The 21,374-nt window shown below is 73.9% G+C and carries 18 protein-coding genes and 1 pseudogene; 2 read left to right on the plus strand and 17 right to left on the minus strand.

The window, feature by feature from the left end; all coding sequences use genetic code 11:
- Positions 1-61: 61 nt before the first annotated feature.
- From uvrC to rpe, 7 genes are read right to left on the minus strand one after another with little or no spacing between them, the layout of a single operon-like run.
- Entirely contained in the window at positions 62-2,215 is a 2,154-nt protein-coding gene (uvrC, locus tag OCS65_RS15840) for an excinuclease ABC subunit UvrC (RefSeq protein WP_263507271.1), read from the minus strand.
- A gap of 9 nt (positions 2,216-2,224) precedes the next feature.
- A complete protein-coding gene (locus OCS65_RS15845) occupies positions 2,225-2,698 on the minus strand; it encodes a PH domain-containing protein (RefSeq protein WP_029543619.1) in 474 nt (157 codons plus the stop codon).
- Positions 2,695-3,177, minus strand: a complete 483-nt coding sequence (gene ribH, locus OCS65_RS15850) for a 6,7-dimethyl-8-ribityllumazine synthase (protein WP_006937682.1) — start codon at positions 3,175-3,177, stop codon at positions 2,695-2,697. Before ribH ends, OCS65_RS15845 begins: the two co-directional genes overlap by 4 nt.
- Complete coding sequence (locus OCS65_RS15855; RefSeq protein ID WP_006937680.1) at positions 3,178-4,428, minus strand: bifunctional 3,4-dihydroxy-2-butanone-4-phosphate synthase/GTP cyclohydrolase II; 1,251 nt, start codon at positions 4,426-4,428, stop codon at positions 3,178-3,180.
- Positions 4,429-4,488: 60 nt separating this feature from the next.
- Complete coding sequence (locus OCS65_RS15860) at positions 4,489-5,097, minus strand: riboflavin synthase (RefSeq protein ID WP_006937678.1); 609 nt, start codon at positions 5,095-5,097, stop codon at positions 4,489-4,491.
- A 10-nt stretch (positions 5,098-5,107) separates the two neighbouring features.
- Complete coding sequence (gene ribD, locus OCS65_RS15865) at positions 5,108-6,151, minus strand: bifunctional diaminohydroxyphosphoribosylaminopyrimidine deaminase/5-amino-6-(5-phosphoribosylamino)uracil reductase RibD (protein WP_006937676.1); 1,044 nt, start codon at positions 6,149-6,151, stop codon at positions 5,108-5,110.
- Positions 6,148-6,831, minus strand: coding sequence for a ribulose-phosphate 3-epimerase (gene rpe / locus OCS65_RS15870; protein ID WP_029543611.1), 684 nt, complete (start codon positions 6,829-6,831; stop codon positions 6,148-6,150). The genes ribD and rpe overlap by 4 nt, the downstream gene beginning before the upstream one ends.
- 173 nt (positions 6,832-7,004) lie before the next feature.
- Here rpe and ppsA point away from each other — a divergent pair, with 173 nt between their 5' ends.
- The gene (gene ppsA, locus OCS65_RS15875) at positions 7,005-9,284 is read left to right on the plus strand and encodes a phosphoenolpyruvate synthase (protein WP_072635229.1); all 2,280 of its coding nucleotides are present in this window, start codon (positions 7,005-7,007) and stop codon (positions 9,282-9,284) included.
- Between the two features lie 87 nt (positions 9,285-9,371).
- Here the strand turns inward: ppsA and OCS65_RS15880 are convergent, their stop codons facing one another.
- From OCS65_RS15880 to fmt, 3 genes are all read right to left on the minus strand, one after another.
- Positions 9,372-10,301 carry a 1-phosphofructokinase family hexose kinase gene (locus tag OCS65_RS15880; protein WP_263507272.1) on the minus strand — a complete coding sequence of 310 codons (930 nt, stop codon included), beginning with the start codon at positions 10,299-10,301 and terminating at the stop codon, positions 9,372-9,374.
- 91 nt (positions 10,302-10,392) lie between these two features.
- On the minus strand, positions 10,393-11,838 hold the full coding sequence (locus tag OCS65_RS15885) for an RsmB/NOP family class I SAM-dependent RNA methyltransferase (protein WP_006937668.1): 1,446 nt from the start codon (positions 11,836-11,838) through the stop codon (positions 10,393-10,395).
- Positions 11,835-12,758 carry a methionyl-tRNA formyltransferase gene (fmt, locus tag OCS65_RS15890; RefSeq protein ID WP_006937666.1) on the minus strand — a complete coding sequence of 308 codons (924 nt, stop codon included), beginning with the start codon at positions 12,756-12,758 and terminating at the stop codon, positions 11,835-11,837. The genes OCS65_RS15885 and fmt overlap by 4 nt, the downstream gene beginning before the upstream one ends.
- Positions 12,759-13,006: 248 nt before the next feature.
- Between fmt and OCS65_RS15895 the strand changes: the two are divergent.
- Positions 13,007-13,366 (plus strand): annotated as a pseudogene (locus tag OCS65_RS15895) (rhodanese-like domain-containing protein); the annotation flags it as partial.
- On the opposite strand, the gene OCS65_RS15900 reads toward OCS65_RS15895, so the two are convergent.
- The 7 genes from OCS65_RS15900 to gmk form a co-directional block, all read right to left on the minus strand.
- Positions 13,266-14,414, minus strand: a complete 1,149-nt coding sequence (locus OCS65_RS15900; RefSeq protein ID WP_029543608.1) for a phosphatase PAP2 family protein — start codon at positions 14,412-14,414, stop codon at positions 13,266-13,268. The pseudogene OCS65_RS15895 and the gene OCS65_RS15900 sit on opposite strands and share 101 nt — an antisense overlap.
- Before the next feature lie 114 nt (positions 14,415-14,528).
- On the minus strand, positions 14,529-15,506 hold the full coding sequence (locus OCS65_RS15905) for an esterase/lipase family protein (protein ID WP_006937662.1): 978 nt from the start codon (positions 15,504-15,506) through the stop codon (positions 14,529-14,531).
- 244 nt (positions 15,507-15,750) lie between these two features.
- A complete protein-coding gene (locus OCS65_RS15910; RefSeq protein ID WP_263507273.1) occupies positions 15,751-17,769 on the minus strand; it encodes a primosomal protein N' in 2,019 nt (672 codons plus the stop codon).
- A gap of 21 nt (positions 17,770-17,790) precedes the next feature.
- The gene (metK, locus tag OCS65_RS15915; RefSeq protein ID WP_006937654.1) at positions 17,791-19,005 is read right to left on the minus strand and encodes a methionine adenosyltransferase; all 1,215 of its coding nucleotides are present in this window, start codon (positions 19,003-19,005) and stop codon (positions 17,791-17,793) included.
- Positions 19,006-19,130: 125 nt separating this feature from the next.
- A complete protein-coding gene (gene coaBC / locus OCS65_RS15920; RefSeq protein WP_050035210.1) occupies positions 19,131-20,414 on the minus strand; it encodes a bifunctional phosphopantothenoylcysteine decarboxylase/phosphopantothenate--cysteine ligase CoaBC in 1,284 nt (427 codons plus the stop codon).
- The gene (gene rpoZ, locus OCS65_RS15925; protein WP_003935406.1) at positions 20,411-20,713 is read right to left on the minus strand and encodes a DNA-directed RNA polymerase subunit omega; all 303 of its coding nucleotides are present in this window, start codon (positions 20,711-20,713) and stop codon (positions 20,411-20,413) included. Before rpoZ ends, coaBC begins: the two co-directional genes overlap by 4 nt.
- Positions 20,710-21,357, minus strand: coding sequence for a guanylate kinase (gene gmk, locus OCS65_RS15930; protein ID WP_050035209.1), 648 nt, complete (start codon positions 21,355-21,357; stop codon positions 20,710-20,712). Before gmk ends, rpoZ begins: the two co-directional genes overlap by 4 nt.
- Between the last annotated feature and the right edge of the window lie 17 nt (positions 21,358-21,374).

Genomic DNA, 21,374 nt, shown 5'->3' on the forward strand with positions numbered 1-21,374 from the left:
GCCCGCGGGCGGTGGTCGTCCCGGGGCCGGGGCCGAGGCTGCGCCGTCTCCGCCTCGTGTGTCACAGTTCCGACTCCGTTCGTCCGCCCGACACGCCGACGGTGCCATCATCACCCACCGGCGTGTCCGCCGCAGCCTCACCCGCCGGGGCCGGCACGGTGTCCGGGACGTCGCCGCGCAGGGCGTCGAGCACGGCGCGGGCGGTGGCGACGCCGATGCCGGGGACCGCGGTGATCTCCTCCACGGTCGCCTCCCGCAGCCGGGCCACCGACCCGAAGTGCGCGACGAGCGCGTTGCGGCGGGCCTGCCCGAGCCCGCGCACCCCGTCGAGCGCGGAAGCGGTCATGCGCCGGGATCGCTTGCTGCGGTGGTAGGTGATGGCGAAGCGGTGCGCCTCGTCCCGGACCCGCTGCAGCAGGTACAGCGATTCGCTGGTGCGGGGCAGGATGACCGGGTCCTCCTCCCCCGGCACCCAGACCTCCTCGAGCCGCTTGGCCAGTCCGATCACCGCGACGTCGGTGATGCCGAGTTCGTCGAGCACCTCCGCCGCGGCGGCGACCTGCGGGGCACCGCCGTCGACGACGTACAGATTCGGCGGGTACGCGAAGCGGCGGGGCCGCCCGGTGGCCGGATCGAGCGCGGCCTCCGGGGCGAGGTCGCCGCCGTCACCGTCGCGGGCCGCGGCCGGGTCACCGTCGCGGGCCGCGGCCGGGTCACCGCCGGCCGCGGCGAGGTCCCGGTTGTGCCGCAGGAACCGGCGCCGGGTCACCTCGGCGATGGAGGCGACGTCGTCGGAGCGGCCGTCGCCGGCGGCCTCGCGGATGGCGTAGTGCCGGTAGTCCGCCTTGCGGGGCAGGCCGTCCTCGAACACCACCAGCGACGCGACGACGTCGGTGCCCTGCACGTGGCTGATGTCGACACACTCGATGCGCAGCGGCGCCGAGTCCAGGTCGAGGGCCTCCTGGATGCCCTGCAGGGCGGCCGAGCGGGCGGTGAAGTCGCCGGCGCGGCGCAGCTTGTGCTGGGTCAGGGCCTCGTGCGCGTTGCGCTGCACGGTCTCGGCGAGGGCTTTCTTGTCGCCGCGCTGCGGCACCCGCAGCCGCACCGGGCCGCCGCGCAGGGTGCCGAGCCAGCGGCTCATCTCCTCCGGCTCGGGCGGCAGGGCGGGCACGAGCACCTCGCGGGGCACGGCGCTGCCCGCCGGTTCGGCGCCGGCCGCCGACAGGGCGGCCTCCTCGCCGTAGAACTGGGTGAGGAACTGCTCGACCAGCAGCGACAGTTCCGTCTCGGCGGTGCCGGAGGCACCCGCCGCGTCCTCGGGCCGGTCCACCACGTCGCCGGACTTCTCCACCACCCAGCCCCGCTGGCCGCGCACGCGGCCGCCGCGCACGTGGAACACCTGCACGGCCACCTCGAGGTCGTCGCCGGCGAAGGCGACGAGGTCGGCGTCGGTGCCGTCGCCGAGCACCACCGCCTGCTTCTCCAGGGCGCGGCGCAGCGCACCGAGGTCGTCGCGCAGCCGCGCGGCGGTCTCGAAGTCGAGGTCCTCGGCGGCGGCCTGCATGCGCTGTTCGAGGTCGCGGACCAGCTTGTCGGTGCGGCCGGCGAGGAAGTCGCAGAAGTCCTCGACGATGCGCCGGTGCCCGGCCGCGTCGACACGGCCCACGCACGGTGCCGAGCACTTGTCGATGTAGCCGAGCAGGCACGGGCGGCCGATCTGCGCGTGCCGCTTGAACACTCCGGCCGAGCAGGTGCGGGCCGGGAACACCCGCAGCAGCAGATCGAGGGTCTCGCGGATGGCCCAGGCGTGGGAGTAGGGACCGAAGTACCGCACGCCCCTGCGGCGCGGCCCGCGGTAGACGAACAGCCGTGGGTACTCCTCGTTCAACGTCACCGCGAGCATGGGGTAGGTCTTGTCGTCGCGGTAGCGGACGTTGAACCGGGGATCGAACTCCTTGATCCAGTTGTACTCGAGCTGCAGCGCCTCGACCTCGGTGCCCACGACCGTCCACTCGACGGACCCGGCGGTGGTCACCATCTGCCGGGTCCGCGGGTGCAGCGACGCGACGTCGGCGAAATACGAGTTCAGCCGCGACCGCAGGCTCTTGGCCTTGCCGACGTAGACGACGCGGCCGTGCGGATCGCGGAACTTGTACACCCCCGGCTCCACCGGGACGGTGCCGGGGGCAGGGCGGTAGGTCGAGGGGTCGGGCACGGGTCCAGGCTAGTCGGCCGAGCCGACACCCCCGCCGTACCGCTGTTCGAGCTCGCGGAACGCGGCCAGCGCCGCGACGGCGTACTCCCCGTCGCGGGCCTGCACAGCGACGACGGGCACGTACTCGTCCTGCGGCAGCTCGAGCCGGGGCCACGGCTTGCCCTGGGGGAAGGTCATGCCCCGCACCTGGTCCCAGCCGAACGCCTTCTCACCGAGGACGTTGCGCACCACCACGCCGGACGCCCCGGCACGCAACCGGGGCCGGGTCAGCAGCAGCACACTGCCGGAGACGACGACGCCGACACAGACGATGGCGATCTGGTCGGCGACGCGCAGGTTCACGCCGGTGTCGCCGCCGGCGCGCAGCACGAGCGCGGCCCCGATGTGGCCGAGCATGAGCACGATCGCCGCGACGATCGCCCACCGGGACATCTTGCGGCTGCGGACCTCGAGGTCCCAGCGGGTGTCGGCGGCGGAGGTCACCGCGCGGCCCCGCGCAGCCGCCGCAGGGTCACGGCGGTGTCGAGGGCGGCAGCGCACGCCTGCCCGCCCTTGTCCTCGACGGAGCCGGGCAGTCCGGCCCGGTCGATCGCCTGCTGCTCGTCGTTCGTGGTGAGGACCCCGTTGCCGACGGGGGTGCCCTCGTCCAGCGCGATGCGGGTGAGCCCGTAGGTGACGGCGTCGCACACGTACTCGAAATGGGGGGTCCCGCCGCGGATCACGACGCCGAGGGCGACGACCGCGTCGTGGGTGCGGGCCAGCTGCTGGGCGACGACCGGCAGCTCGATCGCGCCGGCGACACGTTCGAGGGTGACGTCGGTGACGCCGGCCTGCTCGGCGACGCGCTGCGCCCCGGCGACGAGCGCCTCGGAGATCTCGGCGTGCCAGCGGCCGGCGACGATGGCCAGCCGCAGCCCGGCCGCCTCGGACAGCTGCAGCTCGGGCAGTCCTTCGCCGCTCATCTACGCGTCCCCCGCCTCGTAGTCGTCCAGGCCGATCAGGTCGTGGCCCATGCGGTCCCGCTTGGTGCGCAGGTAGGTGATGTTCTCGGAGTTCGCGCGCAGCGGCATCGCCACCCGCTCGGTGATCTGCAGCCCGTAGCCGTCGAGGCCGACCCGCTTGGCGGGGTTGTTGGTCAGCAACCGCATCGACGAGATGCCCAGGTCCACGAGAATCTGCGCGCCGATGCCGTAGTCGCGGGCGTCGGCGGGCAGGCCGAGCTGCAGGTTCGCGTCCACGGTGTCCGAGCCGGAGTCCTGCAGCTGGTAGGCCTGCAGCTTGTGCATCAGGCCGATGCCGCGGCCCTCGTGCCCGCGCATGTACAGCACCACACCGCGGCCCTCCATGGCCACCATCTCGAGTGCGGCGTCGAGCTGCGGGCCGCAGTCGCACCGCAGCGAGCCGAACACGTCGCCGGTCAGGCACTCCGAGTGCACCCGCACGAGCACGTCGGCACCCTCACCGTCCGGGCCGGGGATGTCGCCGAGCACCAGCGCGACGTGCTCGACCTCGTCGTAGACGCTCTGGTAGCCGACGGCGGTGAAGTCGCCGTGCCGGGTGGGGATGCGGGCCTCGGCGATGCGCACGACGTGCTTTTCGTGCTTGCGGCGCCAGGCGATCAGGTCGGCGATGGAGATCAGGGCGAGCTTGTGCTCGTCGGCGAAGACCCGCAGTTCCTCGGTCTGAGCCATGTGGCCCTCGTCCTTCTGCGAGACGATCTCGCAGATCACGCCGGCCGGGCGCAGGTCGGCCATGCGGGCGAGGTCGACGGCGGCCTCGGTGTGGCCGGGCCGGCGCAGCACGCCGCCCTCCTTGGCGCGCAGCGGCACCACGTGCCCGGGGCGGGTGAAGTCCTGTGCGGTGCTGTTCGGATCGGCGAGCAGCCGCATCGTGGTGGCCCGGTCCGAGGCGGAGATGCCGGTGCCGATCCCTTCCCGCGCGTCGACGGTCACGGTGTAGGCGGTGCCGTGCTTGTCCTGGTTGGTCGAGTACATGGGGGGCAGGCCGAGGCGGTCGCAGTCCTCCCCGGCCAGCGGCACGCACAGGTACCCGGAGGTGTAGCGCACCATGAACGCCACCAGTTCGGGAGTGGCCTTCTCGGCTGCGAAGATGAGGTCGCCCTCGTTCTCGCGGTCCTCGTCGTCGACCACGACGACCGCCTTGCCGGCTGCGATATCGGCGATCGCGCGCTCGATGGTGTCGAACCTCGTCACTTGCGTGGGCTCCAAAATCTCGTGTACGGACAAACTGATTGCCGAGTTCAACAGTACGACTCAGCGGCCGGCGGCCTGCAGCCGCTCCACATACTTCGCGATGACGTCGACCTCGAGGTTGACGAGCGTGCCGGGGGCGGCGCTGCCCAGGGTGGTCAGCGACAGCGTGGTCGGGATCAGGGAGATCTCGAACCACTCGTCGCCGGGCTCGCCGCCGAGCGCGGAGACGGTCAGCGAGACCCCGTCCACCGTGATCGAGCCCTTGTGCACCACGTACCGGGACACGTCGGCAGGCAACGAGATCCGCACCACGGTCCAGTTCTCCGACGGGGTGCGCGAGAGCACGGTGCCGGTGCCGTCGACGTGGCCCTGGACCAGGTGCCCGCCGAGGCGGCTGTTCAGCGCGGCGGCCCGCTCGAGGTTGACGCGGCTGCCGGGACCGAGCTGCGACAGGCTCGAACGGTCGAGGGTCTCCTTCATCACATCGGCGGTGAAGGAGTCGCCGCCCGGGACGTCGACGACGGTCAGGCACACACCGTTGACGGCGATGGAGTCGCCGTGGCCGGCGTCGGAGGTCACGACGGGTCCGCGGACGGTGAACCGCGCCGCGTCGGCCAGGTCCTCCCGCGCGACGATCTCGCCCAGTTCCTCCACGATCCCGGTGAACACAGCTCGCTCCTCACTCCCGGTCGGGGACCAGGGTCAGCAACACGTCGGCGCCGACGGTTTCGACGCGCTCCCGACGAAACCGTAGCGCCTCGGCGATCGTGCGCACGCCGGCGTCCCGCACTGCGGACGGTCCGGACCCGAGCAGCACCGGCGCGAGATAGGCCTGGATGCGGTCGACCCGGCCCGCGGCGAGGAACGCACCGGCCAGGCGCGGGCCGCCCTCGAGCAGCACGTCCACCCGGTCCGCGAGCGCGCCGAGCACCTCGTCCGGATCGTGGGTGCGCAGCACCAGGGTGGGCGCGGCATCATCGAGAACTCTTGCGGTCTTCGGGATCTCGCTCCTGCCGACGACCACGCGCAGGGGCTGGTGCGGGGCCAGCGAGCCGTCCGGCAGCCGGGCGGTCAACCACGGGTCGTCGGCGAGGACGGTGCCGGTGCCGACGACGATCGCGTCGAGCCGCGAGCGCTCGGCGTGCACGCGGGCGCGTGACTGCGGGCCGGAGATCCAGCGGCTGGTGCCGTCGGCGGCGGCGCTGCGCCCGTCCAGGCTCGCGGCGTACTTCCACGTCACGTGGGGCCGTCCCGTGCGCTGCCGGTGCAGCCAGGCACGCAGGGCTCCCGCCTCGGCGGGCTCGGCGCCGAACCCGCCGTGCACCCGCACGCCGCCGTCCCGCAGCGTCCGCGCACCCCCGGCCGCCGCCGGGTGGGGATCGGCCACCGCGTAGTAGACGGCGGCGACGCCGGCGCGCAGCAGGGCCTGCGCGCACGGACCGGTACGGCCGGTGTGATTGCACGGCTCCAGGGTCACGACGGCGGTGCCGCCGCGGGCCCGCTCCCCGGCCGCCTCGAGTGCGACGACCTCGGCGTGGGGGCCGCCCGGCGGCCGGGTCGCCCCGACCCCGGCGACCTGTCCCGCCGCGTCGAGGATCACCGCGCCGACGGGCGGGTTGGGGCTGGTGGTGCCGCGCACCGACTCCCCGGCGTCGAGCGCGAGGCGCAGTGCCGCCTCGAGCGGGGCACCGCTCACGGCCGCCTCGAGCGGTGCATCGCTCACGTGGCCAGGGTCAGGTGCGGGGAGGCGTGGGCGGCCCGTTCGCGCAGCTTGCGCACCGCCTCGCCCGGGTCGTCGGCCCCGTACACGGCCGACCCGGCGACGAAGCAGTCCACCCCGGCCTCGGCGGCCGCCTCGATGGTGTCGGCGTTGATGCCGCCGTCGATCTCGACGAGCAGGGTCAGCTCCCCGGCGTCGACGAGACGGCGGATCGCGCGGACCTTGTCGAGCACGTCGGGGATGAACGACTGGCCGCCGAAGCCGGGCTCGACGCTCATCACCAGCAGCGTGTCGAACTCCTTCAGGATCTCGAGGTAGGGCTCGAGCGGGGTGCCGGGCTTGACGCTCAGGCCGGCCTTGGCGCCGGCGGCCCGGATGTCGCGGGCGACGGCGACGGGATTCTCGGTGGCCTCGACGTGGAAGGTGACATTGTGCGCGCCCGCCTCGGCGTAGGGCGGCGCCCAGCGGCCCGGGTCCTCGATCATCAGATGACAGTCGAGTGGGATGTCGGTTGCCTTCAGCAGCGACTGCACCACCGGCAGGCCGAGGGTCAGGTTCGGCACGAAGTGCGCGTCCATGACGTCGACGTGCAGCCAGTGCGCGTCCGCGACTGCGGCGGCCTCGTCGGCCAGGCGCGCGAAATCCGCGGAGAGGATGGAGGGGGCGATCATCGGGTGGGCCACGTCCACCGAGTTTAACGGTCCCGCCGGCGGGGCCCGCCGCGCGTCGCGGCGCCCGCCCGCCCGGGGACAGGTTTTCATGACTTTCGACCCCTGGTTCGACCCTCTGGGCGATGCTTGAGTGGACGGTGGCGGGCCCGGATCCGCTGGGCCCGAAGCGGCAGTGGGGAGCGACGATGGCCACGCACACGGTGTGGGTTCGACCGATCGGCGAGGTGGGCGCGGAGGATGCGCCGACCGTGGGGGGCAAGTCCGCCAACCTCGGGGAGATGACCCGGGCCGGGTTCCCCGTGCCGCCCGCCTTCGCGATCACCACCGCCGCCTATCTCGATTCGATGGCCGCCGCGGGGGTGCGCGACCGGCTGCGCGCCGAGGCCGTCCCGGCCTCCGACATCGACGACGCGACGCTGATCCGCACCTCCGCGGAACTGGCCGCGCTGGTGACCGGGGCCGCGGTGCCCGACGAGATCCGCGCCGACATCGTCGCCGCCTACGAGAAGCTGGGTGTGGACGTGCCGGTGGCGGTGCGGTCCTCCGCGCCCGCCGAGGACGCCGCGGACACCTCGTTCGCCGGGATCCACGAGTCGTACACCAACATCGCCGGCGCCGACGCGGTGGTGCGCGCCGTGCAGGCGTGCTGGGCGTCGTTGTGGTCGGAGCGGGCCCGGACCTACCGGGGCCTGCGCGGGGTGACCGACGAACCGTCCATCGCCGTCGTGGTGCAGGTGATGGTGCGCTCGGAGGCCTCGGGGGTGGCGTTCACGGCCGACCCCCGCACCGGCGAGCTCGACCGCATCGTCGTCGAGGCCGCCCTCGGCCTCGGCGAGGTCGTCGTGGGCGGCCAGGTCGAGCCGGACACCTACGTCGTCGCCAAGGACGGCTTCGCCGTGCTCGACGTGCATCTCGGGCATCAGGAGTTCCAGATCGCCTCCACCGACACCGGCGACAGCCGCGTCGCGGTCGATTCGTCGCGGCAGACGCGGGTGCTCGACGAGGAGCAGCTCGAGAAGGTCGCGCGGCTCGCCGCGGGCGTCGAGCAGCACTACGGCCGGCCGCAGGACCTCGAGTTCGCGTTCGCCGAGGGCGAGCTGTGGATCGTGCAGACCCGCCCGATCACGACCCTGGGGATGCCCGGGGCCGCCGCGGCGTCCGGCAACGGGCAGGCGACACCGCTGCTGACCGGGCTCGGCGCCGGCCCCGGCCGGGCGACCGGACGGGTCCGGGTGCTGCAGGAACTGGTCGACGGCAAGCGCCTGACCGAGGGGGAGATCCTCGTGGCCCCGATGACGCGGCCCGACTGGCTGCCGATCCTGCGCCGCGCGGGGGGCATCGTCACCGACGGTGGCGGCATCACCTGTCACGCCGCGATCGTCGGCCGCGAACTCGGCAAGCCCGTCGTCGTCGGCGCCCGCACCGCGACGCAGGACCTGCGGGACGGCCAGGTGATCACGGTGGACGGCGATGCCGGCGTCGTGTTCGACGGGGAGGTCCGCGCCGACCGGCCGACCGCGGCGCAGACCGCCGCCCCGGCGGCCGCGGCCCCCTCCCCGACCGTCACCGCGACGGCCGTGTACGTCAATCTCGCCACCCCCGACGCCGCGCAGGCCGTCGCCGCCACCGACGTCGACGGGGTGGGGCTGCTGCGGGCGGAGTTCATGATCACCGAGGCGCTCGCCGGGGAGCATCCCGCCTACATGATCGCGCAGGGCCGGCGCGAGGAGTACGTGTCGAAGATGGCCGAGGGCGTCGCGCGGATCGCGGCGGCCTTCGCCCCGCGGCCGGTGGTGTACCGCGCAATCGACCTGCGCAGCAACGAGTTCGCGAACCTGAAGGGGGGCGAGGTGGAGCCGGACGAGGAGAACCCGATGATCGGGTACCGCGGCTGCTTCCGCTACGTGCGCGATCCCGAGCTGTTCTCGCTCGACCTCGACGTCCTGCACCGCGTGCGCGCGCAGCACCCCAACGTGCACCTGATGATCCCGTTCGTGCGCACCCGTTGGGAACTGAGGGAGTGCCTGGCCCAGCTCGACGCGCATCCGCTCGGCACGGATCGCCGGATGCTGCGCTGGATCATGGCCGAGGTGCCGTCGGTGGTGTACTGGCTGCCCGAGTACGCGAAGCTCGGCATCCACGGCGTGTCGATCGGCAGCAACGACCTGACCCAGCTCGTGCTCGGCGTCGACCGCGACTCCGAGGTGTGCAAGGACCTGTTCGACACGCTCGACCCGGCGGTGCTGGACGCGATCGACCACATCATCGAGCGGGCGTCGGCGGCCGGCCTGACCACGTCGCTGTGCGGGCAGGCCGTCTCCACCAGCACGGAACTGGCCGAGCATCTCGTGCGCCGGGGCATCACGTCGGTGTCGGTGACGCCGGACGCGGCGGCGCAGACCCGGCGCACGGTGGCGCAGGCCGAGCAACGGATCGTCCTGGACCGCGCACGGCACGAGCACTGACCGCGTCGTGCGCTCCGAGCGAGCGGACCATGCCGTCGGCCGCTCGGGACCGCCCTGACGGGGGGAACGATCCGGTCGCTCGGGGCGTCACCGCTGCCGCGCGAGGACGTCGAACCGCTCGACGTCGTCGCGGCGGCAGACCTGACTGCCCGGGGTGAGCAGGGCCGCCGAGCCCGCCGCGATGCCGAGCGCCAGGGCGTCGCGCAGCGAGCGGCCCCGCAGCAGGCCCACGACCAGCCCGGCGACCATGCTGTCGCCGGCGCCCACGGCGCTGCGCACGGGCACGTCCAGGGCCTTCAGCCGGGCAGTGGTGTCGGCGGAGACGAGCAGCGCCCCCTCCGGCCCGAGGGACACCACCACGACCTCGGCGACGCCGGCGTCGACGAGTTCGTGGGCGGCCGCGGCCTGTTCGTGCGGGGTGCGCAGTACCCGGCCCACCCATTCGCGCAGCTCCCGCAGGCTCGGCTTGACCAGGTGCACGCCCGACTTGATGCGGCGCAGTGCGTCCCCCGACGAGTCGAGGACGAAGCGCGCACCGGCGTCGGTGGCGGCGTCGGCCACGCGCTGGACGAACTCGCCCGGCACGCCCGGCGGAAGGCTGCCGCTGGCGACGACGTACCGTGCGCCGGTGGCGGTCTCGACGAGCAGGTCCAGGCACCGTTCCTGGTCCTCCACGCTCAGCTCCGGGCCGGGCAGCACGAACCGGTACTCGTGGCCGGTGCTGCGTTCGATCGCCGTGAACGACTCGCGGGTCATGCCGTCGATGTCGATGCGCCGGCTGTCGACACCCCCGGCGGCCAGCAGCGCCGAGAGCGTATCCCCGGTCGGACCGCCGGCCGGATACACCGCCCCGGCCGACACGCCGAGCACCCCGGCGACCTTCGCGACGTTGATCCCACCTCCCCCGGCCTCGAGCCGCGGCGCCTCGCAGCGCAGTTTGCTGGTGGGCCGCACCTCGGCGGTGTAGGTGGTCACGTCGAGCGCCGGGTTCATGGTCAGGGTGACGATGTCGGGCACGACGTGCCTCCTGCAGGGAGCGGCCGGGTTGCGTCCGACCGTATCCGAGCGCGGACCGATTCTTCCGGCGTTCGCGCCACAGGCTCGCGGATCAGCCCGCCGGTGTGCGCAGCGCGGCCATGAACATCGCGTCGGTGCCGTGCCGGTGCGGCCACAGTTGCACGGACGGGCCGTCGCCGAGACGCGGCACGCCGGGCACGAGCTCGCGCGTGTCGAGCTGCTCGACCTGGTGCCGACGGACGGCGTCGGCGACGACGGCGAGGGTCTCGGAGGTGTGCGGGGAGCACGTCGCGTACAGCACCACGCCGCCGGGCCGCAGCAGGCCGATCGCCGAGGCGAGGAGCTGTTTCTGCAGCCGCACCAGCTCGGCGACGTCGCCGGGGCTGCGACGCCACCGCGATTCGGGCCGGCGCCGCAGGGCGCCCAGCCCGGTGCACGGCGCGTCGACCAGGATGCGGTCGTAGCCGGACCCGAGGCCGGGATCGCGACCGTCGGCGACGTGCACCGTGACCGGGAGGCCGCGGGTGGCCTTGCGGATCAGCTCGGCGCGGTGCTCGACCGGCTCGACGGCGTCGACGGTGAAGCCGTCGATGTCCGCCAGCGCGCCGAGCAGGGCGGCCTTGCCGCCGGGACCGGCACACAGGTCCAGCCACCGGCCGTGGTCGGGTCCGTCGAGCGGGGCGAGCGTGAGCGCCCGCGCCACCAGCTGGCTGCCCTCGTCCTGCACGCCGGCCATGCCCTCGCGCACGGGGTCGAGCTTGCCGGGGTCGCCGCCGCCGTCGAGATGCACGGCGTAGGGCGACCAGGGGCCGATCTCCCCGCCGGTGGCCAGCGCGAGCTCCTCCGCGGTGATCACCCCCGGACGAGCCACCAGGTGCACCACCGGCCGGGCGTCGTCCGCCGCGAGCACCTCCTCGAGCTCCCCGGCGTCGGGACCGAGCGCGACCGCGAAGGCCTTCGCGATCCACTCCGGATGCGCATACCGGAATGCCAGGTGTCCCACGGGGTCACGAGCCGGGTCGGGGGCGAGCTCGACGATCCACTGTTCCTCGGGCTTCTCCGCGACGCGCCGCAGCACCGCATTGACGAATCCGGACTTGCCGTGGCCGAATTCGCTGCGGACGATGTCGACGCTCGTCGCGACGGCCGCGTGCGGGGCGATGCGGGTGCGCAGCAGCTGGTACGTGCCCAGCCGCAGGGTGTCCAGCAGCGCCCCGTCGATCTCGGTGACGGGCCGGTTGGCGCACGCGGCGATCACGGCGTCGAGCAGACCCTGGGCGCGGGCGGCGCCGTACGTCAGCTCGGTGGCCAGGGCGGCGTCGCGACCGTCGAGACGCCGCTCCCGCAGCAGCGCCGGCAGCACCAGGTTGGCGTAGGCGTCGCGCTCCCGGACCGCGCGCAGCACGTCGCGGGCGGCGAGACGGGCCTGGTCGAGGCCGGCCTCCGCGGGGGACGGCCGGCGGGCCTGCCGAGGCTTGTTGTTGCGGTCGCCGGGTCCGCGGCGCGAGCGGCGGGCGGGGCGTCGGGACTCGGTCACTGGGCGCGTACCTCCGGGTCGAGCCGGGCGCCGCGAACCCAGTCCGCGGCCGCCATCGTCTTCTTGCCGGGCGGCTGGACCTGCCCGAGCCGCACGGCGGTGCTGCCGGTGCCGACGAGGACACCGTCCTTGCGGGCCAGGATCTGCCCGGGCGCGAGGGTCTCCTCGGTGCCGGTCACGGGCCCGAGCTTGACGCGCAGGTCGCCGATCATCGTCCAGGCACCGGGTGCGGGCGTGACCGAACGGATGTGGCGGTCCACGAGGTGCGCGGGCCGGTCCCAGCTCACGCGGGCCGACTCGACCGTGACCTTGGGGGCGTGCGAGACGCCGTCCGTGGGCTGCGGCACGGCCGTGAGCACCCCGTCCTCGAGACCGTCGAGAGTCGATTCGAGGAGCGCGGCACCGGAATCGGCGAGCCGGGCGAGCAGATCCCCCGCCGTGTCGGCGGGCCGGATCGTCTCGGTGACCACCCCGTAGACCGGGCCGGTGTCCAGGCCCTCCTCGAGCCGGAACGTGCTCGCGCCGGTCACCTCGTCCCCCGCGGCGAGCGCGGCCTGCACGGGCGCGGCGCCGCGCCACGCGGGCAGCAGCGAGAAGTGCAGATTCACCCAGCCGAACTTCGGGATGTCGAGCACCGGTTGCGGGATGAGCGCGCCGTAGGCGACGACCGGGCAGCAGTCGGGGGCGAGTTCGGTCAGCCGGGCCACGAAGTCGGGGTCGCGCGGCCGCTCCGGGGTGAGGACCTCGATGCCGTGGTCGTCGGCGAGCCGCCCCACGGCCGAGCGGACGACACGCCGCCCGCGGCCGGCGGTGGTGTCGGGCCGGGTCACCACCGCGACCACCTCGTGGCGCGGCGAGTCGAGCAGGCGGCGCAGCGACGGTACGGCCGGTTCGGGGGTCCCGGCGAACACCAGCCGCACGTCAGCGGCCCGTCCGCGCGCGAGGAGCGAGGCCCCGGCCCCGGGAGGCGGACTGCGCTGGGCCGACCGAACTGTTCACGAATGCTGCTCCCGGATCTCGACGACGAATGGTGCCCTCAGTCTAGGGACCGGGCCTGCGGGCGGTGACAGCCGTCCGCGAACCCGAGGGGTCGGGCCGGACGTGACGAATCCCGGCAACCGCCGTGCAGCGTCGATAGGCTGAGCCGATGGCAGAGACGCGAGAACGGATGGCACGGTCCCCCCGTGTGCGCTCGGCGGACCCCGCGGGCGTGCCCTGGCCGGCGGCGCAGGAGCAGGACGTGGTCCTGGTGGACACCACGTGGGGCGAGCTGCAGCCGCTGCAGTGCGCGGCCGGGGTGGTGACCGTCGGTGAGCTGGAACTGACGGAGCTGGTCGCGAACGGAGCCGTGCTCGTCGACACCCGTGTCCCGGACTCGCGCAAGGGCAGGTCCATTCCGGGCGCGGTCAACCTGCCGCACGGCCGGATCACGGAGCTGCGGGACCGGCTCGATCCGTCCCGGGTGTCGATCCTGTTCTGCAACGGCCCGCAGTGCCCGCAGTCCCCGATGGCGATCCGGGAGCTGCTCGAGGCGGGATATCCGGCGTCCTCGCTGGCGTACTACCGCGGTGGCCTGCACGACTGGGTGACGTTGGCGATGCCGCTCGAGCAGGTGGACTGATCTGCGGGGCGAGCCGCGCTCCGCGGCGCGCCTCCCAGGCCCGGGCGGCCAGCGCGGCGAAACCGACGTAGCCCCAGCCGAGCAGCACGTCGACCACGTAGTGTTCGCCGCCGTAGACGAGCGTGAAGGCCATGGCGAGCGGGAACGCCACCAGCAGCGCCCGCATCCAGCCGCGCCGCGCTATCGGCCACAGGGCGACCGCCACGAGCAGCGCGAACGCCGAGTGCAGCGACGGCAGCGCGGCGACCGGGTTGCCCTGCGCCTCCAGCCATCGGGTGCCGACGTCGATCGGCACCACCCCGAAACCGAAGCCGGTGACCCGCCCGACGCCGTCCGGCAGCACGCCCACCTCGGAGGCGTACCACGGTGGGGCCGCCGGCACGAGGATGTAGGTGATCAGTCCGAAGTACGACAGGAGCAGCACCCGTCGCATGTACCCGGCCCAGCGTGACCGCGAGTACAGGTACAGCAGGGCCGCGAGCAACCACGGCACGAGAAAATGGCTGGTGTAGACGACGGCGGTGATCATGGTCCAGCCGGGCCGCTCCCCGTCCGCGCCGAGCAGGCGTTCCTGCAGCCACACCGTCGGGACCGTGCCGCCGAACAGCCAGCTCTCCACGGCGACCGGTTCGTGTACCCGCACGGGCAGGCCGAGTTCGTCGGCGATGCCGCGGGTGTGGTCGTAGACCACGAGCGCCGCGACCAGGGGCAGCCAGTCGACGACGACGCGCACGTGCCCGCGCCACGGCCGGTCGATCGCGAAGGCGATCAGCCCGGCGACGATCCAGGCCGCCTGGTACACCCGGTCGGCGGGGATGCCCATCGTGACGACGGTGCCGATCAGCGCAGCGAGGTACACGCACCGCGCGGCCACCCGGAGGTACTGGCGCGGCGACACCAGCTGCGGCGCCCGCATCACCGCGAGAGCGCGTCCCGGAAGCGAGGGGGGGTTCACCGCTACCTCCCTTCGGCGCGCTGTCCCGGGCGCCGGTGACCGTCGTCCGCAGGGGCTCGTGCCGCCCGCATACCCATGATCGGGGCACCGGGCACGCCCCGGGGGCGGATCGGGTCAGGAGTTGCTCTCGATGATCAGTTCGGGGATGCCCGTGCCGAGCGGCACCGGGACGCACTCGCCGAGGGCGTACCGCTCAGGGGCGAGCGCGTGCCGGATCACGGTGAGCGAGAACGGGTCGTACACCATGTTGAAGTGCCCGGTCTGATCCGGTGGGCACAGGTCCTGGATCATCAGGTTGACCGCCCCGGGTCCGCGCAGCGCCACGTTGGTGGACGGCTGGATGACCTCGTCGACGCGGGATCCGATGGTGGTGTAGCGGACGCCGGGAACGGTGTCGACCGGGGTGTTGAGTTCGGTGAGCAGTTCCGAACCCTGCAGTTGCTGCGCGAGGGCCACCGAGAAGAAGTCCTCGACCGCGTCGGTGGCGCCGGGAGCGGCCACGGCCGCGGTGCCGAGCCCGTAGAAGGTGCCACCGTAGCTCGGCGAGGCCACGCCCACCCAGCGGTCCACGACGGCCGATCCGCCGAGGCGGTTGACGTAGTACCGCGCGACGGTGGCGCCCTGCGAGTAGCCGAGGAGATCGACCTTGTCGGCGCCGGTGTCGGCGCGCACACGCTCGACGAACCCGCCGAGCTGCGCGGCGCTGACCCGGATGTCCCCGGTGCCGTAGTCGTCGGCACCGTCGGCCTTTCCGTAGTCGAGAGCGAAGACGCACCAGCCGGCGTCGGCGAGCATCGGGGCGACCGCGGCCCAGTCCGAGTAGGAGTTGGAGTCGGTGCCGTGGGCGAGGACCACCGGCCGCGGATGGTCCGGGGCGGGCACGCACCCGAAGTCGTTCGACCGCGCCGGCGCCGCCCCGGGGTGGTCTTCGGCGTAGCCGGCGGCCTGGGCATGCGTGGTGGCGACGGGGCCCGGGGTGACGGGCACGAACGCTGTCGATCCCGAGGGCGCGGCGCCCGCGCCGGTGACGGACACGGCGGCCACGGCCGCCGCACCGGCCAGCGCTGCAACGATCCTGCGTGTGCCGTTCACGGCCCCTCCCTTCCGGTCCGCCCGTGCCGGTCCGCACCGTCCGCCACTGGTTCGGTTCACCAGGATCGACCCTGCCCCTGTGATTTATCGTGACACAGTCGCCCTCTCGCGGCATGCCGTCTTTCTGCAGGTGGCGGGCGGTTCTGCCGTCCTGTCGCACGGCAGGGTCCTCGCCCTCTCGGGGCACCCGGCCGGGCGGGACACAGCCGGCGCGCACCGTCCCGGCCGGGAGAGACAACGGCCGTCACCCGATGCGCAGCGGATCGATCTGCACCCGCAGCGCGCCCTCACCACGGCGGGCACTGCGGGCGGCCTGCGCCTCGCGCAACGCCCGGCCGAGGGCGAGGCCCCGACCGCGCGGCACCCGGATCACCATGCGCTGCACCTCGTCCGGCTCGGGATCGTCGGCCCCGAACGGTAACCGCTCCCGCGGCGGCAACGGCACCGGACCGAGCACCTCCGCCTCCGGCGGCAGCGTCGCGGCGGCCAGCAGGTCGGCGACCGCGGCCGCGGTGCCGTCGACCGCGGCCATGTGCACCGCGGGCGGGAAACCGACCTCGGCGCGCTCGGCGAGCTGGGACTGCGCGTGCCCGATCGGGTCCCACCGCACCAGCGCCTGCACGGTGGGAATGCCGGAGTCGGCCACGACGACGACCTGGCCGCCGTCGGCGAAGGGCCGCACCAGCGACGACGCGGTGAGCCAGCGGCGCATCGTCTCCTCGGCGGCCCGCAGGTCCGCGCGGCCGAGCAGCGCCCACCCGTCGAGCAGCAGCGCCGCGCCGTACCCGCCGGCGGTGACGGGCTCGGCACCCACGGTGGCGACGACGAGCGCAGGCCCCTCCGGGGCGGTGGCCTTGACCTCCGCCCCGCCGGAGGTGACCACCGGGACACCGGGAAAGGCCCGGCCGAGTTCCTCCGCGGTGCGCCCGGCGCCGACCACGACGGCGCGCAGCGCGCGGGCGCCGCACGCGTGGCAACGATGGGTGGCGTCGGTGATGCCGCACCACCGGCAGGCGGGCGTCGCGGCGCCGTCCGGGCCGGCCGCCTGCGGCAACGCGAGCGGGCCGTTGCAGTGCCGGCAGCGGGCCGGGGTCCGGCACTTGGCGCACGCCAGCGCGGGCACGTAGCCGCGGCGTGGCACCTGCACCAGCACCCCCCGGTCGGCCTTCAGGGCGGCGCGGGCGGCGGCGAACGCGATGGCCGGCAGGCGGGCGGCGCGGGCGGCGGGATCGCGTGCGAGCGCCTGGTCGCTGTCGGCGAGCGCAGTGATCTTCGGAGCGCAGGCCCGGACGACGTCGCGGGGCGCGGAGAGGTCGTGGGCCCACCCGGCGTCGACGAGGGCCTGGGTCTCGGCGGTGCGGGCGTGCCCGGCCAGGACGACGGCGGCGCCGGCGGCGTGGGCCCGCAGCAGCGCCACCTCCCGCGCGTGCGGGTACGGCGCGCGCGGCTCGGAGTGCAGGTCGTCGCCGTCGTCCCACACCACGATCAGCCCGACGGCCGGGGTGGGGGCGAACACCGCGGCCCGGGTCCCGACGACGATGCGGGCGGTGCCGCGCAACGCGGCGAGCCAGCGCCGGTAGCGCACGGCCCGACCGAGCCCTGCGGCGAGCCCGACGACGCAGTCGGCGCCGGCGAGGTCGGTGCAGGCCGCCACGACCCGGTCGAGGTCGCGCTGATCGGGTACCACGAGCACCGCGGCGTGCCCGGTGGCGGCGACCGACGCGGCGAGTTCGGCCAGGCGGCGGGGCCAGTCCTCCCCCGGCAGCGCCTGCCATGCCGCGCGGGGGGTGCGGCCGGCGGCGAGGGCGTCGAGGAAGTTCTCGCCGTGCCGGTACCGGGCCCAGGCGGCCCGGTCGACCTCCGGCGCGGCGGGCGGTGCGGCGGGCGGCGGGTCCTCCGCCTCGACCCGCGCGTGCCGCGGCGGCACCGCCAGCCGCAGCACGTCGGCGCGGGTGCCGGCGTAGCGGGCGGCGACCGCGTCGGCGAGGGCGGCGATCTCCGGGGTCAGCACGACCTCCGGGGAGACGATCCGGTCGAGCCAGCCGAGCCGGCCGGTGTGCTCGCTGCTCGGGGCCCGAGCCAGCAGGAAGCCGTCGACGAGCCGGCCGGCGAACCGGACGCGTACCCGCACGCCCGCCCGCGCCTCGGCATCGAGCTCACGCGGGATCAGATAGTCGAACTCGCGGTCGAGATGCGGCAGCGGCAGCAGCGGCAGGATCCGCGCCACCGGATCCGTCTCGGCGGCGGTCCTGTCGGTGGCCACCCGGACCCCTGACGGGGCGGGCTACAGACCGGCGGCGGCGCGCAGCTTCTCGGCCCGGTCGGTGTTCTCCCACGGCAGGTCGATGTCGGTGCGGCCGAAGTGCCCGTACGCGGCGGTCTGCGCGTAGATCGGACGCAGCAGGTCCAGGTCCCGGATGATCGCGCCGGGCCGCAGGTCGAACACCTCGGTGATCGCCTGCTGGATCCGCGCCGGGTCGGTCTTCTCGGTGCCGAAGGTCTCGACGAACAGCCCCACCGGGGCGGCCTTGCCGATCGCGTACGCCACCTGCACCTCGAGCCGGCCGGCCAGGCCCGCTGCCACGGCGGTCTTGGCCACCCAGCGCATCGCGTAGGCCGCCGAGCGGTCCACCTTCGACGGGTCCTTGCCCGAGAACGCGCCGCCACCGTGACGGGCCATGCCGCCGTAGGTGTCGACGATGATCTTGCGGCCGGTCAGGCCCGCATCGCCCATCGGGCCGCCGAGCACGAACGACCCGGACGGGTTCACCAGCAGCCGCACCTCGGCGGTGTCGAGCCCGGCCAGGCTCGGATCCGCCAGCACCGCCTCGACGACGTGGGTGCGCAGATCCGGGGTGAGCAGGTTGTTCAGGTCGATGTCCGCCGCGTGCTGGGTGGAGATCACCACCGTGTCCAGCCGCACCGGCCGGTCACCGTCGTACTCGATGGTGACCTGGGTCTTGCCGTCCGGCCGCAGGTACGGCAGCACCCCGGTCTTGCGGACCTCGGTGAGCCGGCGCGAGAGCCGGTGCGCCAGCGCGATGGGCAGCGGCATCAGTTCCGGGGTGTCCGAGCAGGCGTAGCCGAACATCAGGCCCTGGTCGCCGGCGCCCTGCAGCGCCACCTCGTCGTCGGTGAGCACCCCGGAACGCGCCTCGTGCGAGACGTCGACGCCGCCGGCGATCTCCGGGGACTGCGCGCCGATGGCGATGTTCACCCCGCAGGAGTTGCCGTCGAAACCCTTCGAGGACGAGTCGTACCCGATCTCGAGGACCCGGTCGCGCACGATCTTCGGGATGTCCGCGTAGGCCGAGGTGGTGACCTCGCCGACCACGTGCACCTGCCCCGTGGTCACGAGGGTCTCGACCGCGACACGGGCGCGAGGGTCTTCGGTGAGCAGCGCGTCGAGGACGGAGTCGCTGATCGCGTCACAGATCTTGTCCGGGTGCCCCTCCGTCACGGACTCACTGGTGAAAAGCCGACCGCCGGTCTTGCTCACGGAACTCCCTCTCGACTGGTTGTGTCTAGCTCGAACGAACGAACTGATGTCAACGATATGGGCGACGCTACTGTTCCGGTCGCGCCGGCGCGAGACTTTCGCTCACGGGCGCGCCGCCCCGGGGGTCACGGACGTTCCGGCGCCAGCAGCGGCCGCAGTGCGTCGAGGACACGGCTGGCCATCAGCGCCTTGGAGCCGTGCGCGAGGGCGGTCTCGGAACCGTCCGCGGCCAGCAACCAGCCGTCGTTGTGGTCGACCTCGAACGCCTTCCCGTCGCCGACGGCGTTCACGACCAGCAGGTCGCAGCCCTTGCGGGCCAGCTTGGCGCGGGCGTGGGTGAGGACGTCGCCCTCGGCGTCGCCCGTTTCGGCGGCGAAGCCGACGATGACGGTGCTCGCCGGCAGCGTGCCCTCGGCGCGGGCGGTCACCAGCCCGGCGAGGATGTCCTCGTTCTTGGTCAGCGCGATCGCGTCCGGCTCACCCCGGCCCTTCTTGATCTTGCTGGTGGCGAAGGTGGTGGGCCGGAAGTCGGCGACGGCCGCGGACATGACGACCGCATCGGCGCCGGCGGCGTGCTTGGTGACCGCGGCCTGCATCTGGGCGGCGGTCTGCACCCGCACCACGTCCACCGCGGCGGGGTCGGCCAGGCCGGCCACGGCCCCGGCGACGAGGGTGACGTCGGCGCCACGCTGGGCGGCCAGCCGGGCGAGGGCGTAGCCCTGCTTGCCGGAGCTGCGGTTGCCGAGGAACCGGACCGGGTCCAGCGGTTCGCGGGTGCCGCCGGCGGAGACGACGATGCGCCGGCCGGTCAGGTCCCGCGGCAACGCGTCGGGCCGTTCGAGCAGCAGCGACGCCAGGCCGAAGATCTCGTCGGGCTCGGGCAGCCGGCCGGCGCCGGTGTCGTGCCCGGTGAGCCGGCCGGAGGCGGGCTCGACGACGACGACGCCGCGACGGCGCAGGGTGGCGACGTTGTCCACCGTCGCGGGGTGTTCCCACATCTCGGTGTGCATCGCCGGCGCAAACACGACCGGGCACCGCGCGGTGAGCAGCGTGGCGGTGAGCAGGTCGTCGGCGCGGCCGTGGGCGGCGCGGGCCATCAGGTCGGCGGTGGCGGGGGCGACGACGACGAGGTCGGCCTCCTGCCCGAGCCGCACGTGCGGCACCTGCGGCACGTCGGCGAACACGCCGGTGTGCACGGGGTTGCCGGACAGGGCCTCGAAGGTGGCGCGGCCGACGAACTCGAGCGCCGAGTCGGTCGGGATGACCCGTACGTGGTGTCCGCTCTCGGTGAAGGCGCGGATCAGCGCACAGGCCTTGTACGCGGCGATGCCGCCGCCGACGCCGATGACGACGCGGCGGCGCTGCCCGAATTCCGAGTGGTCCGCGGTGCCCGCGGCGCGCTGGCTCACTCGCCTTCGGCGTGCTCGAGCAGGTCTGCGTGGATCTCCCGCAGCGCGATCGACAGCGGCTTCTCCTGCAGGCCCGGCTCGACGAGCGGGCCGACGTACTCGAGAATGCCGTCGCCGAGCTGGTTGTAGTAGTCGTTGATCTGCCGGGCGCGCTTGGCCGCGTAGATCACCAGCGCGTACTTCGAGGAGGTGCGCTCGAGCAGCTCGTCGATGGGCGGGTTGGTGATGCCCAGCGGGGTGTCGTAGGCCGGCAGGTCGTGCCCGGCGGTGTCGGACACGGCTGCTTGGGTGCTGCTCACTCGGTATTCTCCTGTGTCGTTCCGGAGCTCTGGTGGGGTCCGGGGTTCGGGGTCGAGGCCGGGGATGTGGTGATCGGCCGCGGACGGTCGGCGGGATCGTCGCGGGGACCGACCAACAAGGATACCAATTCGTCGCAGGCGCGGTCGACGTCCTCGTTCACGATCACCGTGTCGAACTCGTCGCGCGCGTCGAGTTCGGTCCGGGCGGTCTCGAGCCGGCGGCGGACGACCTCGTCCGATTCGGTGCCACGGCCGGTGAGGCGGGCGACCAGCACATCCCAGCTCGGCGGCGCCAGGAAGGCCAGCACGGCCTCCGGCATGGCGGCGCGCACGGACCGGGCGCCGGTGAGGTCCACCTCGACGAGCACGGGGCGTCCCGAGGCGAGCGCGTCCCGCACGGGCCCCGCGGGAGTGCCCGAGCGTTGCAGACCGCCGTGGATCTCGGCCCACTCGAGCAGGTCCCCGGACTCGATCATCCGATCGAAGTCGTCGCGGCTGACGAAGTGGTAGTCCACCCCGTTCACCTCGCCGGGCCGGGGATCGCGGGTGGTGGCCGACACGCTGAACAGCAGGTCGGGCACCCGGCTGCGGAGCCGGCGGACAACGGTCGACTTCCCGACGGCGGAGGGGCCGGCCAGCACCACCAGCCGGCCCCTCCGCG

It is taken from the genome of Rhodococcus aetherivorans (assembly GCF_025722975.1).
In the GTDB taxonomy this organism is placed as follows: Bacteria; Actinomycetota; Actinomycetes; order Mycobacteriales; family Mycobacteriaceae; genus Rhodococcus; species Rhodococcus aetherivorans.